We start from the raw sequence: 14,990 nt of genomic DNA, 5'->3' as shown, positions 1-14,990 counted from the left end.
GGTTTTTATGTTTAAATATAGTTTTCTTATTGTTCTTATTTCTTTTTTACTTATTAACTTTAACGGCCAGGAAAATCAAATTGTAGGTGGGAGAATAAAAAAAGAGCGAAGTGAGGTTTTCTTTGGAGAATATGACAGCTTTACAGGCCGCTACTCTCGGAGCATTAAACTCAAAAAAGGCGTAACCTACGCTTTTACGCTATCTAAAAACACTAAAAGTGGAGACCTTTCTCTATATGTAGAAGATCCAAGACGTACACGTTTCTTTGAGATGACTAATAACTCTCTTTATCTAACACCCGAAAAAACGAGGAGATATCGTATTAATTTTGTAGGCTCTGAGCATAAAGGCTCTTTTCAGCTTTACTTGAAAAGCAGTAATCAAAAAGAGAGCGAAAAATTTGTGTAATACCCTTTTAGACAACGCTTAAACGAGGAGGAATGGTTTATGATCATTAATCAAGCTGTCCTGTACACCCACTTATTGGACACAATGAAGGATTTTTATGTAAATTCTCTCGATTTCCCATTAACCGCCGCTTCACCGCGTTCTTTTTCCATCAAGGTTGGTGAAAGTGAGCTAACCTTTAAAGAAAGTTCTCTACATACAAAGCCCTTTTATCATTTTGCTTTTAATGTTCCAGCAAACCGCTTTATGGAAGCGAAACAATGGGCTACTCAAAGAGTCTTCCTCAATACAGAAGAGAAGAAAGATGAGATTTATTTTGAAGCATTTGATGCTCATTCGTTTTATTTTGAAGACCCTGCTCATAATATTGTTGAATACATTTCAAGACATTCAGACTGCCCGCCATCCAACGACCCCTTTTCTTCTAAGTCGCTTTTAAGCATAGGAGAAATCAACTTGACAACGCCTCATGTCCGCTCTGTAGGGACACAGCTTATTAACTCGGGTATCACCGTGCGCAACAACAGGCCATTAAACGAGAACTTTAACTTTTTAGGAAGCGACAGTGCGTTTTTTCTTGTAGGGGCGCCTAAAAGACGGTGGTTTTTTTCGGACCGAGACTCTGAAGTTCATCCATTAACGGTGAAGGTTAATCATTCTCTAGCAGTTGCGTTAGATAAAAAAGGAATGCTGAAGATTACGCAAGAATGATTGTTTTTTCAATAAAGCCATGTAACAAGCGAACTTGTTACGTGGCTGTTTTTGTTCAAAATTCAGCTCTACTCCACCTATAGGTTTTGTATATAGTTCTCGATGTCCTTTCTGTTCATCAGCATAAAAACCTTGCAATCCTCATCGTTTCTAAGCTTTTCAAACTGGTTTCTCATCTTTTTTTGCCGTTCTCGATACGTCGTAAGAATAAATGTAAAAAATGACCAATCTACTTTCTCAGGGCAGCCTTTTGCCATATCTTCACGCGTTTTTCTTGCATATACAATCCTCCGCTTTATCACTCGGTACACACAAACGATTAGAGGCAGCTCTAAATAAATGATGGTATCTGCACGCTTCACTCGAATATCATACGAATTGCTGTAGTTCCCGTCGATAATCCAGCTGTCTTTTTTTACAATGTGCTCCTGCAATTCTCTAAAACTATCATTGTCTCTTTCCCTCCAGCCCGGCTGCCAATACAGGCTGTCTAAATGATGTACGTCTAGATCAAGCTTTTTCCCTAATTTCTTAGCAAATGTGGACTTTCCTACTCCTGGAGAAACGCCCATTACCAGCACTCTTTTCATCTCATCACCTTACCTTTTTAAAAAATAAAGCTAATTGAAGAGAAGGCAACTGTTCATACTGATTAGGTGTACTAAAAGCAGACTGCTGAATAAAGCAGCTTCATGTTAGCATTTTTATTTACGTAATTTTCAGATAACATATAAACATTCATCATAAATTTCTGTATTCCTTCTTGCTTTGTAGTAAATAGGTTGCTTTTATTAATCGTTTCCTTTACCTTAAATGTGAGTATATAAAAGTAAGGTGAAAAAAATGAATGCATCTATGCTAAAGAGATTTTTGCGAAACCTCGGGATTTTTATTTATATTGTCATCGCAGCTATTAATATTTACTTAACGAGAAATGACTTAGGCGATATGCTTACTCGCCTTGTGCTGCTGACTATTTTACTTCCTTTGTTTTTTAGTTTTGTGTATGCGTTAGGAAAATCACATTTTAAAAGACAAGAAGAGCTCGCTCAACAAGAGAAGAAAAAAGAGTAAAAAAAGCCTTTTATAGAGAGGGATTCCCCTTTCTAAAAGGCTTTTACTTTTTTTCATATAACTGAATCTGAACTACATCAGGATTAACGTTATATTGCTTGGTAAGTTGATTTACGACTTGCTGAATGTCCTTCTTCTTATAGGAAAAAAGTTGTTCGGCGGGCAGAAGAACCAGAACTTGAGCTTCCGCATAGTCATTCAGCACTCTAACTTCTTGAAAACCATGCTGCGTCAAGGCAGCTTTTAACGCTTTTTCAAAGTCTGTGCTTTCTTTTGGAACAGCTATGGAGAGCTGATCGTAAGAAAATAGCGAAGCTTCTTTCTCTTCAGGCTGTGTATACACCGCCCAAGCCGTCACAAGCACTGTGACAGCAATACCAACATTTAATATCCACACTTTCATACCATGAACGCCCCTTTTAATCGAGTTTGTTCATGATATGAAAAGATTTATTGGTTCATGCGTTATCTTCCTAGCCATCCTCCGTCTATGGCAAGCAAGTGTCCGTGAATATAAGCAGACGCATCAGATGCTAAAAAGACAACCGCTCCTTTAAAATCATCTGCCTGTCCCCATCTGCCTGCAGGAATACGTTCAATGATTTGTCTGCTGCGCGTTTCATCGTTAATAAGTGCTTCATTCATATCAGTGGCAATGTACCCTGGTACAATTCCATTAACATTTACGCCTTTTGCTGCCCATTCATTAGACAAAGCCTTTGTAAGCTGAGCAACGCCGCCTTTTGCCGCGGCATAAGCTGGAACGGTAATGCCTCCTTGGTAAGAAAGCAAAGATGCCATATTAATGATTTTTCCGCTTCCTTGTTTAAGCATTTGGCGGCCCGCCTGCTGACATAACAACCATACGGTTTTTAAATTAACGTTCATAACAGCGTCCCAATCTTCTTCTGCAAAGTCTACAGCGGGTGAACGTCTTTGAATGCCCGCGTTGTTCACTAAAATATCGAGCTTGCCAAAATAAGCAACAACCGATGAGATCGCTTCGCTTACTTCAGAAGCATTTTCTAGATCACAATTAATAATAAAACATTTTCTTCCGAGACGTTCAATTTCTTCTTTTACTCCAAGAAATTCCTTTGATCGCTGCAGCAGAGCGATATCCGAACCTGCTTCTGCCAAAGCAATGGCCATTGATCTTCCAATTCCTCTGGTTGCTCCTGTAATCGCTGCTACTTTACCATCTAAAGAAAACAAATCTACTGTCATTGTTCATTCTCCTCTCCGTTTGGTGCAAATAAAACCTTAAGTGATTCATCAGGCCGCTGCATAAACTCAAACCCCGCTTGAATATCTTCAAGCTGCAGTTTATGAGAAATTAGGGAATCTGCTGCTATTTCACCGTTTGCCAGTAAATCAATAGCCGTCTGAAAATCTTCCCTTGTATAACATCTCGTTGTAGTTAATGAAATTTCTTTAAAGTGCATCGCTGCTAAATCTACTTCTGGAGCGTTTTTGTATACGCTCACCACTACAATCTCACCTTGAATACGGCTTGTTTCAACCATTTGTTTTGCTGTAATTTGATTTCCGGCTACTTCAAATACAACATCTGCACCAACGTCATTCGTAAGCAACCGCACTTCTTTTACGACGTCTTTTTTCATTGCATCAATTGGTATAAAGCCCAGTTCTTTCGCTTTAGTTAAGCGATAAGAACTAATATCTGAGATCATTACTTTTTTTGCTCCTGCTCGTTTCGCAATCATCCCGATCAGCAGTCCAATAGGTCCTGCCCCTAAAATGACAGCTTGGTCTCCTACTTTCAACCGCGAGCGTCGCACTGTATGTACGGCAACAGCTACAGGTTCTGCAAGAGCGGCATGCTCGCTAGACAGTTTCTCTGGCAAGAGGTGAAGGCGGTTCACTGGAACAGCCACGTGCTGCGCAAACCCTCCATCTTGATCAATGCCGATTAGTTTTAACTGTTTACAAACGTGAAGCTGTCCTCTTACACAGGCTTCGCACGTTCCGCAGCTAAGCGTAGGTTCAACTGCTACGCGGTCACCTAAAGAAAATTCCGTTTCCCCTCGAATCTCCTCTATCACTCCGCTGAATTCATGTCCCATAGTGAGTGGCGCCTGTGCTCTAGGGTGTTTTCCAAAATAAATCATCATATCCGTTCCGCAAATTCCAGCATGAGATACCTTTACAAGCGCTTCTCCTTTTTTTATAACCGGTTTCGCTTTTTGCTGCATAACGGCTTTTGTTTCTGAAACGTAGACACCTGCTTTCATTTCTCCATCCCCCTTTGTATACTTGTCGACAAGTTGAAAAGAAAAATATTCAAAAATATTTCGAATATTTTATCCCTTTTTTTATGCTTCATTCAAAAGTGAAGCTGTTATCGTATTTCGCGTGTCTTCAAAGTGACGTTTCACTTCATCTTGAATGCGTTCTGTATTTTGAGACTTTAATGCCTTAACCATTTCATGATGCTGCTTAATCAGTGGGAGCACAGCTGCTTTATCATCTCGAAATCTTTTTTCAGTCGTAATTAAAAGAGCAGCTAAAATAATTTCACGGATGCTTTCCCACAATTTTAATATCCGCTTGTGGTCTGCTTCGATAATCACGAACTCATGAAACCGCAAATCTTGATAAGCAAACTCTACATAGTCATCGTATTTAGCTGCCATCTTCATTTGATCAATGCTTTGCTCAAGCTTTTTAATAAGCGAATCATGGTTGACTTCAGATAAACGTTCTAAGACAAAGTGTTCTAAAAGCAGACGAACATCGTACAGCTCGTTTAAATCCCTAGTTGTTAAACCAATAACAACTGCTCCCATTCGCTGTAAATCAATGAGCCCTTCGTTTGAAAGGATCCGCAGAGCTTCTCTGATAGGAGATCGACTCATTCCAAACTCTGCCGAGAGCTGATTTTCTGATAGTATGGTTCCTTTTTTCAGCTCGCCGCTCATAATTTGAATTCTTAATTTGCTTACCACTTGTTCTCCCAGCGAGGCTCCGCGAAGCCATCTTTCCGGGTAGGTTACTCTTTTAATATGTCATCACTTCCTTAACCAACTTGTATACAAGTATTCAAGATTTAGTATATAGATAAGAAACCTTAATGTAAACGCTCTCTTTAAAAAATGTATATTTTTACAATTCTTTCTTACACTAAGAACTACTGATAAATAAAAGGTGGGAAGATGGATGAATCAAATTATATTATGGGGAATTCTTGTTATTCCATGGTTTTTACTGCTGCTGCTTGATAAACAGCGGGTTAAACGATTTTTTACTGTAGGGTTTTTTGCTGCATTAATGATGACAATCGCCTATCAAGTAGCGGAAAAAATGCACTGGTGGACGGTTCAAGAAAACGTATTTTTTCTTACTAGCATGGGAGCAACGATTTATTGCCTTCATATTGTGATTACGATCTTTGTCTTTTACCTTACGTATCCCGGGTTTATCTTGTACATAATGGTTAACATTATTTTGGATTTGATTCATGGTTATGTTATAGTTCCTTTTCTCGCTAAAATTGGGCTTTATAATCTTTATGAAATTAGTCATTTTGGACTTTTCCTTGTCATGACTACCGTAGCCATTATCCTTTACTTATTTCAGCGGCTTCTTGACTTTATATTTGAAGAAAATCATGCATAAAAAGAGGCTGGGACATAACGAAATAAAGCCCACCTAAAGACGAATAAATGAGATACATGAGCTGAACCGTTTATGACACCGTAGTTGATTTCCGTGCAAGGCTTCGCTTTCCGCGGGCGGCCGCTGAGCCTCCTCGTCGCTTGCGCTCCTGCGGGGTCTTCTGTCCCGCTTTTCCCGCAGGAGTCTTCGCCTTGCCCTTCAATCAACTGCTAGAAGGAACGAAACCCATGAAGCTATATTCACCATAACCAAAAGAACGAACCACTCATCAAACATGTTGATCAATGGTTCGTTTTTCACTTGGGCTAAAATACTTTTGTCCTAGTCTCTTTTTAATCAATAGAAAAATGGAATAACCGTATCTCCGCGAATCGGTTCAACAGCTGCATGAAACTGAATTCGCAAACTTTTTGACGTTTCGATGTCAGAGGCATCCATGACGTGAAAATGAATGTGAGGTTCGGATGAATTCCCGGAATTTCCACACCTTCCGAGCAGCGTTCCTTTACGAACCACGTCTCCTTTTTTCACAGAAACCGACCCTTGCTTCAAATGTGCAAGCACACTGTATTCTTTCCCTTCATGTTCAATGATAACGTGATTTCCTAAAGGATTTTTTTTATTCGTGTGTCCAATTTCATTATCTTCTTGGCCATCAGCTGCTGCGATAACGACTCCTTCAAGCGGAGCTACAACCTTTTTTCCATAAGCATAGTAATCTTCGTTTTTCATTCCATCATTTTTATAGCTTTGCTTTCCTTTTCGCACGACTAAATCATATGCATACCTTTGGCTTGCGACTGGATGGTGATAGTTCAACACCTCATGCTTTCCACCCCAATAGACAAACCATTCACTTTGAATCGGCATCGTATATTTGTTTGTACTCCATCTCTCTCTCTCTGAAAATGATTCTATAGGAGCAAGCACAAGTGCTTGTATAATATTATGTTCATCAAACATAACGCTGATGGCTTTTCTCTGCGTAGAATTTATCCAAATAAACTGCTCAATTTGAGGGGTTAAATAAAGATTTGTTTCTAGTCTGTAGAACTGTTCTCCTTGATTAAACAATTTGCTCTGCTCCAAAAATTGCTGAAGCGAAACTTGACGTTTAAATTCTTCGCTTACACAATCATAAAGCTTCTTAAAATCCCCTTCTGCAAATAAAGTTCCAAACTCTTCTCTGATATTCACTTTTCTCTCTGTATCCATCATTGTAATCCACCCTTTTATATGTATTTCAATTTGTTTGAATTATCTATAAGTAATACGTTTTATCTTATAAAAAGGTTTCATTTTCCAATTATTCTATCTCAAAATCTTCTCCTATACCTTATTTACAATTTTCTCAATCCATTTTATACTTATTTTACAAATATTTGAAAGGAGGTGCAGCATGATGAAAATAACGTTAAATAAGAAAATCAAGCTGCGCCGAGTAAGTATTTTTGGCGCTTAAATTTTAAGGAGATTTCACAATGAAAGTAGCATTAGTGCGTCATTACAAAGTAAACAAAGGACTTCCAGAAAACTACCGCTTATCCACCGATGAACTAGTGGCTTGGTTTCAGGAATATGATGAATCAGATATTACGTATGGAGAGACTGATTTAAATAATATTGAATGGAAACGCTGTTTTTCAAGCGATATGCCGCGAGCACACAAAACGGCAAAGCATATTTATAAACAAGAGATCACTCTTCTTCCGGAACTTAGAGAAGTACCCATGCCTATTATTCCAGTAAAATTTAAACTTCCTTTTATCCTCTGGGCATTACTGTTTCGCATGTCCGGACTCATCAACAAACAAGCTCGTACAGATATGGCTGAGACTAAGAGAAAAGTAGCAGCAGTGCTAGATCGCGCTATTTCCGAGTCAGAAGACGATTTGCTGATTGTCAGCCACGGAGGCATTATGAAATTTATGCGTAAAGAACTTATAAAACGCGGCTTTAAAGGGCCTCGGTTTGATATTGCTGTTAACGGAAAGCTTTATCTTTTTGAAAAGCAAGAGAATGAAACTTATTAGAAAAAGTCGCAGAGACTACTCTCTGCGACTTTTTAATAACCATTTTCTTCAATTGTTAATGCTTCACGCAAAGCGATATCTTTTCGAATATTATGAGCGATTTCACGTGTGATTTCTCCTTTTTCATAAAGTTCTTGCACCGTTTCCCGCTCGGTATGAAACGCTTTATAACATAAATCTCTCGTTGCTTTTTTACGTTTACCTGAATTATACTCCGTACTCTCTTTTCTAAGTCTTGCCATGGATCTATGGTATTCACTAATGATAGCAAGTGAAATCATTCGATTTTCTTCGTTCATATTTTCTTTAATGACCTTTATCGCTTCTTCAATCATTTGAATACGTACTTTGTTCACTTTACTTCTTCTGCGCAGGCTTTGTTTTCTTAAAGCCTGCTTATTCGGTGAAAAAATTCGGACTAGTAATAATAAAACTTTTTTAAACCTCATCCAGCTCACCAATAATTTGTACCTTACACGATTGGTTACAGCCATTTCAAGCTTGTGCGTATGTTCCAAACAAATATACGCTGTCTCACGGTCTATTTTTTCCTCTTTTAATAGCTTTTCCACCAATTTCCCCTTGGCCTGAAGAGCCAGCAATCGAATTTCTTCTTCATACTGTTTGTTTTCAGAGGCTTCTAAAGGATGCGTTTTAACGATGATGTTATTAATCGTTGTATTATACGTTGAAATTAACGAAAGCGCTGCTCCACGATTTTCCTCGGTCATTTCTCTTTTTAACCGCTGAATAGCAGCTTTGTGCACTTTAATGCGTGCTTTAACCTCTTTTGTATTGCGCTCAGGCTTCTTCGGCGCCTTTTCTGTTTTCGCAATAACAGGTAAAAGAATGCTTGCCGCAACTAAGGTTAACAATATAACGCCTGCTGCTAGAAAAATAATCAGAGAGCGTTCCGGGAAATCACTGCCGTTATCAAGCGTATAAGGAATCGAAAACGCTCCAGCTAACGTAACAGCTCCTCGTACACCTGAAACCGTAATAATACCAATAGACCGAGGCTCAGGTTTTAGATGCTTGTTATTTTTGTAATACCAGCCTACTGACCATGATACCATCACCCAGATAAATCGTAGTACAAGCAAAAAGACCGTAATAATCAAAATATAAAGAAGCACTTGTCCATTATTAAAGTTTGGATCTTGAATAATTGCTTTCGCCACTTTTGGTATTTGCAGACCAAGCAGCACAAAAACCAAGCCATTTAACAAATATAAAATAACCGTCCAAGTACTTTTTGATACCACTTTAAGCTGCTGGTTAGGTGATTCCTCTCGGTCGCGCTCAATCGCATGCACAATGCCGCCTGCTACAACTGCCAAGATTCCCGATAAATGAAAGTGTTCAGCAATGTAGAAGACAACAAATGGAGTTAGAATTTGTATTAACATATGAATCGTAATATCTTCCATTCCTAAACGTCGAACAAGTACACGCAGTCTGATAATCAGAAAAGCGATAAATGCTCCTACAAACAAACCGCCCAGCGCTACCCATAGGAACTGAAATGTAGCATCTACGATTGAAAAAACGCCCGTTACGGTAGCAGCTACTGCTACTTGAAACGCTACGAGACCAGAGGCATCATTCATCAGTCCTTCCCCTTCAAGCAAATGCATAATTCGCTTAGGCAGCTTCACTCGGCTCGCCATAGCTCCAACTGCCACTACATCTGTTGGAGACAATATAGCGGCTAGTGCAAATGCCGCCGGTAATGGAATGGAAGGGATGAGCCAATTGATTAGATATCCCCCTACTGCCACCGTTACAAAAACCAGTCCCAGCGCTAGTAATAAAATAGGTGTACGAAGCTTCCAAAGAGCAGCTCTTGACACGTTTTTCCCATCATTAAATAATAGCGGGGCAATAAATAAAATAAAAAATAATTCAGGCTCCAAATGGACATCTCCGCCAAACGGCAAGATAGCAAGCCCTGCTCCCAAAGCTATTTGAACTAACGGAACAGGAATAAATGGTACAAAATGATTAATGATATTAGATAGACCAATCAAAGCCAATAAGACTAATATCGTCAGAAAAAATTCCATAAAAACAATCGACTCCTACTTCTATTTACATCTCTTTAAAGGTATCAAGTTATCTCTTTTCGTTCATTTTATAGTGTTTAGTTTACGCTTTTTCTGCCAAAAAATGTTGCGGGTTATTAAAAAGTGCTCTTTCTTTTCGGTAAGTTTATTTCTACGGAGATTAAGGGAACAGTATACATGATATTCTTTATTTACCATATAAATCAGCTCATCAAACTTTTATAAAGGAGGTGTTCCCTTATCCGTTTCAACGGGGTAAGGAGATAAATTTGGAAACAGTAAATGTCATCTTATTCATCGTATTAATCATATTAACAGCCTTTTTTGTTGCAACGGAATTTGCCGTCATTAGGGTACGGTCGACTAGAATCGACCAATTAATTGAAGAAGGAAACCGAAACGCTTTAGCAGCAAAAAAAGTAGTATCAAATTTAGATGGCTATCTTTCAGCCACACAGCTGGGCATTACGGTTACTGCACTGGGTCTAGGCTGGATAGGTGAACCTACGGTAGGTCATTTATTAGAGCCGCTTATTGACATGCTTCCTTTTGCTACATCACTTTCGCATGTCATATCTTTTGTTCTTGCTTTTTCGATTGTCACATTTTTAAATGTGGTAGCTGGAGAACTTGCGCCCAAAACGGTGGCGATTCAAAAAGCCGAACAAGTGACGCTGTTATTTTCCCGTCCTCTTATTCTTTTTTCTAAGTTACTTTATCCGTTTATTTGGCTTTTAAACCACTCAGCAAGAGGCGTTGTCGGATTATTCGGCCTGAAGCCAGCTTCCGAAAATGAAGTAGCTCATAGTGAAGAAGAACTTAGAATTATTTTATCTGAAAGCTATGAGAGCGGTGAAATTAATCAATCGGAATTTAAGTTCATGAATAATATCTTTGAATTTGATAATCGTACGGCTAAAGAAATCATGGTGCCTCGTACAGAAATTGTTAGCGTATCAGCAGATGAAACGATAGAAGAATTCTTAAAAATGGCTAGAGTAGAGCAATATACTCGCTACCCAGTAGTTATAGATGGAAACAAAGATCAAGTGGTGGGATTAGTTAATATTAAAGAAATATTAGCGGATTACATAAAAGAAGATGATATCAAACCACGTACCGTGCAAACGTATATGAAACCCATCATTCAAGTCATTGATTCCATCGCTATTTACGACTTATTGCTTAAAATTCAAAGGGACAGAATTCATATGGCCATCTTAATAGACGAGTATGGAGGAACAACGGGGCTTGTAACGGTTGAAGACATTTTAGAAGAAATTGTTGGTGAAATTCGTGATGAATTTGATGATGATGAAATACCGGACGTACACAAAATTAATGAAAATCACTACGTACTAGATGCGAAGGTGTTGATTGAAGAAGTAAATGATTTACTCGGAACAACTATTGAACAAGAAGACGTTGATACCATTGGCGGCTGGATGCTGACCGAAAAGTTTGATCTTGCTAAAGGTGATAGCATCAAAAACGAAGGTTTTTCATTTAAAGTCATTGATATTGAACATCACCATATTAAACGAATCGAAATAACAAAGGAAAAAAGTACGGATCCCAGCTGATTATCCGTACTTTTTTTGATGCTCTTTTTTCATTTTCAAGTACTCTTTATTCTCTCGTACCTCTTTCCATTTTCCCATAAAAATTGATGCCGATTCTGCTTTTTGTTCATCAATTTGCCGTTCGTTACGCTCGCCGTCTTTGCTGTATTTCTTTCCGCCTTTATAGTTCGCGTAGCGCCTCGATCGCGTGTATCCCATTTGGAGAAATTTCCGGGCCATGTCCATTCCAACAAAATCGCTTTTTTCTTTGTAGGTTAAAAAAAGCTGATAGATGGCGTCGGCGGATTCCTCAGCAATGTCAGGTGTACGAAAACGCCAGTGAGGAAGAATTTCACTTTTATATGGCTCAACAAGGAGAACTCCTTGTTCTCCTTTTCCTACTCTATACTTTTCAGGATGTTTTCTAAAATCGATATGTTCAAAGTCAAGTGAATAATCAAATGCCACGGCTCTTCCCTCCTTTTTGATCTCTACCCTTTACAAATGAATGATAAAACTTTTCTTAAAGAAGTTTTTCACATGCAGGTGAGGGTAATAATAGGTGGATAAGTATGGTTAACTTTTTTCTTCATACTAAAAGAAGTCCGAACTTATTAAATCATGGTACGGGAGCTTTCTATCAAATTCGCCATTATGGAAAAGAAGATGTTTCCGTGATATCTGCTGTCATTAAGGCATTAACTGTAATCGCTGAAACAAATCGCTCTGCCATCAAAAACGACGTGTGGTTTTTTTCTTCCTATATCGTAGAAGGACTGCAAAAGGAAGAGTGGCTTAAAATGGACAAAGAGTTTCTTAATCAGCTTCTCAAAAACCTTGCAAAAGCTTGTGAAAAAAAAATGCGGGTCTATGTTGATAGAATAAAAACCAAAAAAAGCCGCTCATCAACTGAGCGACTTTTTCTTACGATATAAAATGCTCTATCTCTTTTCTCTTTTTCACTATTATAAGTTTATCGCTATATGACGTACGAAGGATATGCAAAATTTCAGTTTTACTTTGCTTTTTGAAATCTGAATTCCACTGAACCATTTTAATGAAAATAGAAAACGTGGGTGCATAATTCGCTTTTTCGATTTTAGCTTTTTGCAGAACATACCTTTTGATAATAAACCATATTCTTTTTAGATAATGGATATCGAGAAAAATAATAAGGTCAGCTTCATTAAAGCTTTCATTCACCCACGTATAGTGTATGCCTTCTATGATCCATCCTTGTGAAGCTGAAATATGATGTAAACACTTTTTTCTATCCGCTTCACTTCTTCTTTTATCTCCTTCATATGTTCGTTCCCACATAATATTATCGAGTTCGTAGTGAGGAACTTTTAATTCATGGGATAATAATCGAGCAAGAGTTGTTTTTCCACTTCCAACAGATCAAACGATATGTATTTTTTTACATGAAGCGCTTTGAATACTTCATCTCCTCCTACTTCAAATCTGTTTTTTTACACTTATTGTATAATTCACGTTCTTTTTCTCTAATGCAAACCAAAACGTTTTATGCTAGTATTTTATGGTACTTGACTGACAAAAGGAGTGAGATCATAGTGCCTAAAACCCTTTTTGGAAAACTTACGCTGTTTTGGATTGGACTATTTTTATTGATTACAGGTCTATTTTTTTATTATAAATATACAAACCAAGCGTTTACCGCTGCAGATTTATTCTTTCGCGCCTCTCCTCCTTTAGCTACTATTGGCTTCCTGTTAAGCGCAGCCGGACTATATGAAGAACGAGGAAGAAACAAGCTAATTCCTCTCGTTGTACTCACCATTAGTTTTATCATGCTTTGCCAAGCAGGCTATCACTTTATCCATATGCATACTCCACCGCCTCGTCCGTGACTTTGTCTCATTCTCATGTATAAAAAAGCTTGTGCGTTTATTTTCTATTCAAATAAACGCACAAGCTTTTTTGTATAGGGATGCCTGTTTTTATCAAATAGCTGTGAACGGTCAAATTGATCGATAACCTCGCCTTGCTGCATAACCATCATGCGACTGCTCATAAATTTTACTGCTGCTAAATCATGCGAAATAAAAAGATAAGACAGCTGAAGCGTCTCCTGCAAATCTTTTAATAAATTTAAAATCTTTGCCTGTACCGTAACATCAAGGCTCGCTGTTGGTTCGTCTAACAGTACCAGAGACGGACCTACGCTAATGGCACGCGCAATCGCTACACGCTGAAGCTGTCCTCCGCTGAGTTCATGAGGATAATTCAACGCATATTCTGCGCTAATCCCGACTTTTTCTAACAAATAAAAAGCGATTTCTTTTTCATTTCTGCTCACATGAGATAAAAATGAAGGAACGGTTCGCTGCTGCCGCAAAGGCTCGAGCAAAGAATCGATGATTTTCACTTTCGGATTAAAAGAAGCCGCGGGGTTTTGAAATACCACTTGCATGCCTAGACGAGCTTGCTGCAGTTTTTTCCCTTTTAACCGGTGAAGAGGTTTCTCTGCAAACCATACTTCTCCCTGCTGAGTCTCTGTTAACCTTAGCACGCTTTTTACAAGCGTACTTTTTCCGCTTCCACTTTCTCCGACAATCCCTACACATTCCCCTTTATCAATATGCAGGGAAACATTATTTAGCGCTTTAACGTCTTTATACTGTTTTACAAGCTGCGTGACGCGTAATATATTTTTTTCTTTCATATCTCACTCCTATATCAACACTTTTTTCTGCGTATCTAACAATCGATCAGGCGTTTTCCGTAAAGAAGGAATGGCGTTAAACAGTTTTTTTGTGTAAAAATGACGCGGAGTGTGAAGCAGAGATTCGATACTGTTTTCTTCCACGATTTCTCCTGCTAGCATAATGGCTCCCCGGTCCGCATATTTCCGCACATGACGCAAATCATGAGTAATAAACAGAATGGCACAGCCAGCTTCTTCTTTCAGCTTATACAGCAGCTGAAGAACTTCAGCTGCTGCCACGCTATCTAAAGCCGTAGTTGGTTCATCTGCGATAATCAAGGCAGGCTTCATCACCAGCGCTAAAGCAATCGCTGCTCGCTGAAGCTGTCCTCCGCTCAGCTGAGCAGCATAGCTTTTATACACGCGTTCATTAGGTAAATTCACCGCTTTTAAAGCCTGAAAAATGGCGGCTTTCCTGTCTTTTTTAGACAGCTCACTATGAGTACGAACCGTTTCATCAAACTGCTTTCCAATTGTTAAAAAAGGCGTAAAAGCGCTTCGATAATCTTGAAAGATATACGAAATATCTTTTCCAAGGATAGGAGCCTCTCCTTTCTGTTTAAAGGTGATAGAGCCTTCTTTAAGCGTTACACCTGAAGGCAGCAGTCCTCCTATCGAAGCAGCAGTGATGCTTTTCCCGCTTCCGCTTTCTCCAACGAGCGCCATCCACTGTCCTTGTTCGATTGTGAAAGAAACGTCTTTTATGATTTGTTTTGTTTTATTATAAATGGCTAGATGCTTTACTTCTAAAACGATGACGATCACCTC

General features: G+C 38.7%; 19 protein-coding genes. 8 read left to right on the top strand and 11 right to left on the bottom strand.

Annotated features, from left to right (window positions below; all coding sequences use genetic code 11):
• Positions 1–7: 7 nt before the first annotated feature.
• Both ACH0CI_RS10190 and ACH0CI_RS10185 read left to right on the top strand, forming a co-directional pair.
• A complete protein-coding gene (locus ACH0CI_RS10190; protein WP_406901349.1) occupies positions 8–409 on the top strand; it encodes a hypothetical protein in 402 nt (133 codons plus the stop codon).
• Positions 410–448: 39 nt separating this feature from the next.
• Positions 449–1,120: a glyoxalase gene (locus tag ACH0CI_RS10185; RefSeq protein WP_335707128.1), complete on the top strand. Its 672-nt coding sequence runs from the start codon at positions 449–451 to the stop codon at positions 1,118–1,120.
• Between the two features lie 77 nt (positions 1,121–1,197).
• Here the strand turns inward: ACH0CI_RS10185 and ACH0CI_RS10180 are convergent, their stop codons facing one another.
• Positions 1,198–1,710 carry a P-loop NTPase family protein gene (locus tag ACH0CI_RS10180; protein WP_406901348.1) on the bottom strand — a complete coding sequence of 171 codons (513 nt, stop codon included), beginning with the start codon at positions 1,708–1,710 and terminating at the stop codon, positions 1,198–1,200.
• Between the two features lie 253 nt (positions 1,711–1,963).
• Between ACH0CI_RS10180 and ACH0CI_RS10175 the strand changes: the two genes are divergently transcribed.
• A complete protein-coding gene (locus ACH0CI_RS10175; RefSeq protein WP_243494801.1) occupies positions 1,964–2,194 on the top strand; it encodes a hypothetical protein in 231 nt (76 codons plus the stop codon).
• A 43-nt stretch (positions 2,195–2,237) separates the two neighbouring features.
• Here the strand turns inward: ACH0CI_RS10175 and ACH0CI_RS10170 are convergent, their stop codons facing one another.
• The 4 genes from ACH0CI_RS10170 to ACH0CI_RS10155 form a co-directional block, all read right to left on the bottom strand.
• On the bottom strand, positions 2,238–2,597 hold the full coding sequence (locus ACH0CI_RS10170; protein WP_406901347.1) for a hypothetical protein: 360 nt from the start codon (positions 2,595–2,597) through the stop codon (positions 2,238–2,240).
• 62 nt (positions 2,598–2,659) lie between these two features.
• Positions 2,660–3,421, bottom strand: coding sequence for a glucose 1-dehydrogenase (locus tag ACH0CI_RS10165; RefSeq protein ID WP_071273627.1), 762 nt, complete (start codon positions 3,419–3,421; stop codon positions 2,660–2,662).
• Positions 3,418–4,449 carry a zinc-dependent alcohol dehydrogenase gene (locus ACH0CI_RS10160; RefSeq protein ID WP_335707131.1) on the bottom strand — a complete coding sequence of 344 codons (1,032 nt, stop codon included), beginning with the start codon at positions 4,447–4,449 and terminating at the stop codon, positions 3,418–3,420. Before ACH0CI_RS10160 ends, ACH0CI_RS10165 begins: the two co-directional genes overlap by 4 nt.
• A gap of 81 nt (positions 4,450–4,530) precedes the next feature.
• Positions 4,531–5,163, bottom strand: coding sequence for a GntR family transcriptional regulator (locus ACH0CI_RS10155; RefSeq protein ID WP_335707132.1), 633 nt, complete (start codon positions 5,161–5,163; stop codon positions 4,531–4,533).
• A 211-nt stretch (positions 5,164–5,374) separates the two neighbouring features.
• Here ACH0CI_RS10155 and ACH0CI_RS10150 point away from each other — a divergent pair, with 211 nt between their 5' ends.
• Complete coding sequence (locus ACH0CI_RS10150) at positions 5,375–5,833, top strand: hypothetical protein (protein ID WP_335707133.1); 459 nt, start codon at positions 5,375–5,377, stop codon at positions 5,831–5,833.
• 70 nt (positions 5,834–5,903) lie between these two features.
• Here the strand turns inward: ACH0CI_RS10150 and ACH0CI_RS10145 are convergent, their stop codons facing one another.
• Together ACH0CI_RS10145 and ACH0CI_RS10140 are read right to left on the bottom strand one after the other, a co-directional pair.
• Positions 5,904–6,035, bottom strand: coding sequence for a hypothetical protein (locus tag ACH0CI_RS10145; RefSeq protein ID WP_406901346.1), 132 nt, complete (start codon positions 6,033–6,035; stop codon positions 5,904–5,906).
• A gap of 134 nt (positions 6,036–6,169) precedes the next feature.
• A complete protein-coding gene (locus ACH0CI_RS10140) occupies positions 6,170–7,051 on the bottom strand; it encodes a M23 family metallopeptidase (RefSeq protein ID WP_406901345.1) in 882 nt (293 codons plus the stop codon).
• A gap of 263 nt (positions 7,052–7,314) precedes the next feature.
• On the opposite strand from ACH0CI_RS10140, the gene ACH0CI_RS10135 reads away from it, so the two are divergent.
• A complete protein-coding gene (locus ACH0CI_RS10135; RefSeq protein WP_335707136.1) occupies positions 7,315–7,866 on the top strand; it encodes a histidine phosphatase family protein in 552 nt (183 codons plus the stop codon).
• Between the two features lie 32 nt (positions 7,867–7,898).
• Here ACH0CI_RS10135 and ACH0CI_RS10130 read toward each other — a convergent pair whose 3' ends face one another.
• Positions 7,899–9,932, bottom strand: coding sequence for a Na+/H+ antiporter (locus ACH0CI_RS10130; RefSeq protein ID WP_028412925.1), 2,034 nt, complete (start codon positions 9,930–9,932; stop codon positions 7,899–7,901).
• Positions 9,933–10,201: 269 nt separating this feature from the next.
• Here ACH0CI_RS10130 and ACH0CI_RS10125 point away from each other — a divergent pair, with 269 nt between their 5' ends.
• The gene (locus ACH0CI_RS10125; protein WP_033579360.1) at positions 10,202–11,515 is read left to right on the top strand and encodes a hemolysin family protein; all 1,314 of its coding nucleotides are present in this window, start codon (positions 10,202–10,204) and stop codon (positions 11,513–11,515) included.
• On the opposite strand, the gene ACH0CI_RS10120 is transcribed toward ACH0CI_RS10125, so the two are convergent.
• Positions 11,516–11,962: a DUF4385 domain-containing protein gene (locus ACH0CI_RS10120; RefSeq protein WP_406901344.1), complete on the bottom strand. Its 447-nt coding sequence runs from the start codon at positions 11,960–11,962 to the stop codon at positions 11,516–11,518.
• Between the two features lie 104 nt (positions 11,963–12,066).
• Here ACH0CI_RS10120 and ACH0CI_RS10115 point away from each other — a divergent pair, with 104 nt between their 5' ends.
• Positions 12,067–12,429, top strand: a complete 363-nt coding sequence (locus ACH0CI_RS10115; protein WP_335707138.1) for a hypothetical protein — start codon at positions 12,067–12,069, stop codon at positions 12,427–12,429.
• A gap of 639 nt (positions 12,430–13,068) precedes the next feature.
• Entirely contained in the window at positions 13,069–13,365 is a 297-nt protein-coding gene (locus tag ACH0CI_RS10110; RefSeq protein WP_335707139.1) for a hypothetical protein, read from the top strand.
• 44 nt (positions 13,366–13,409) lie between these two features.
• On the opposite strand, the gene ACH0CI_RS10105 is transcribed toward ACH0CI_RS10110, so the two are convergent.
• On the bottom strand, positions 13,410–14,180 hold the full coding sequence (locus tag ACH0CI_RS10105; RefSeq protein ID WP_335707140.1) for an ABC transporter ATP-binding protein: 771 nt from the start codon (positions 14,178–14,180) through the stop codon (positions 13,410–13,412).
• A 9-nt stretch (positions 14,181–14,189) separates the two neighbouring features.
• Positions 14,190–14,987, bottom strand: a complete 798-nt coding sequence (locus tag ACH0CI_RS10100) for an ABC transporter ATP-binding protein (RefSeq protein ID WP_251439865.1) — start codon at positions 14,985–14,987, stop codon at positions 14,190–14,192.
• Between the last annotated feature and the right edge of the window lie 3 nt (positions 14,988–14,990).

Source organism: Priestia sp. 179-F W1.4 NHS, from assembly GCF_045369295.1.
GTDB classification, from domain to species: domain Bacteria; phylum Bacillota; class Bacilli; order Bacillales; family Bacillaceae_H; genus Priestia; species Priestia zanthoxyli.
Note: the sequence above shows the minus strand (reverse complement) of the source record. Positions and strands in the feature narration are given on the sequence as shown.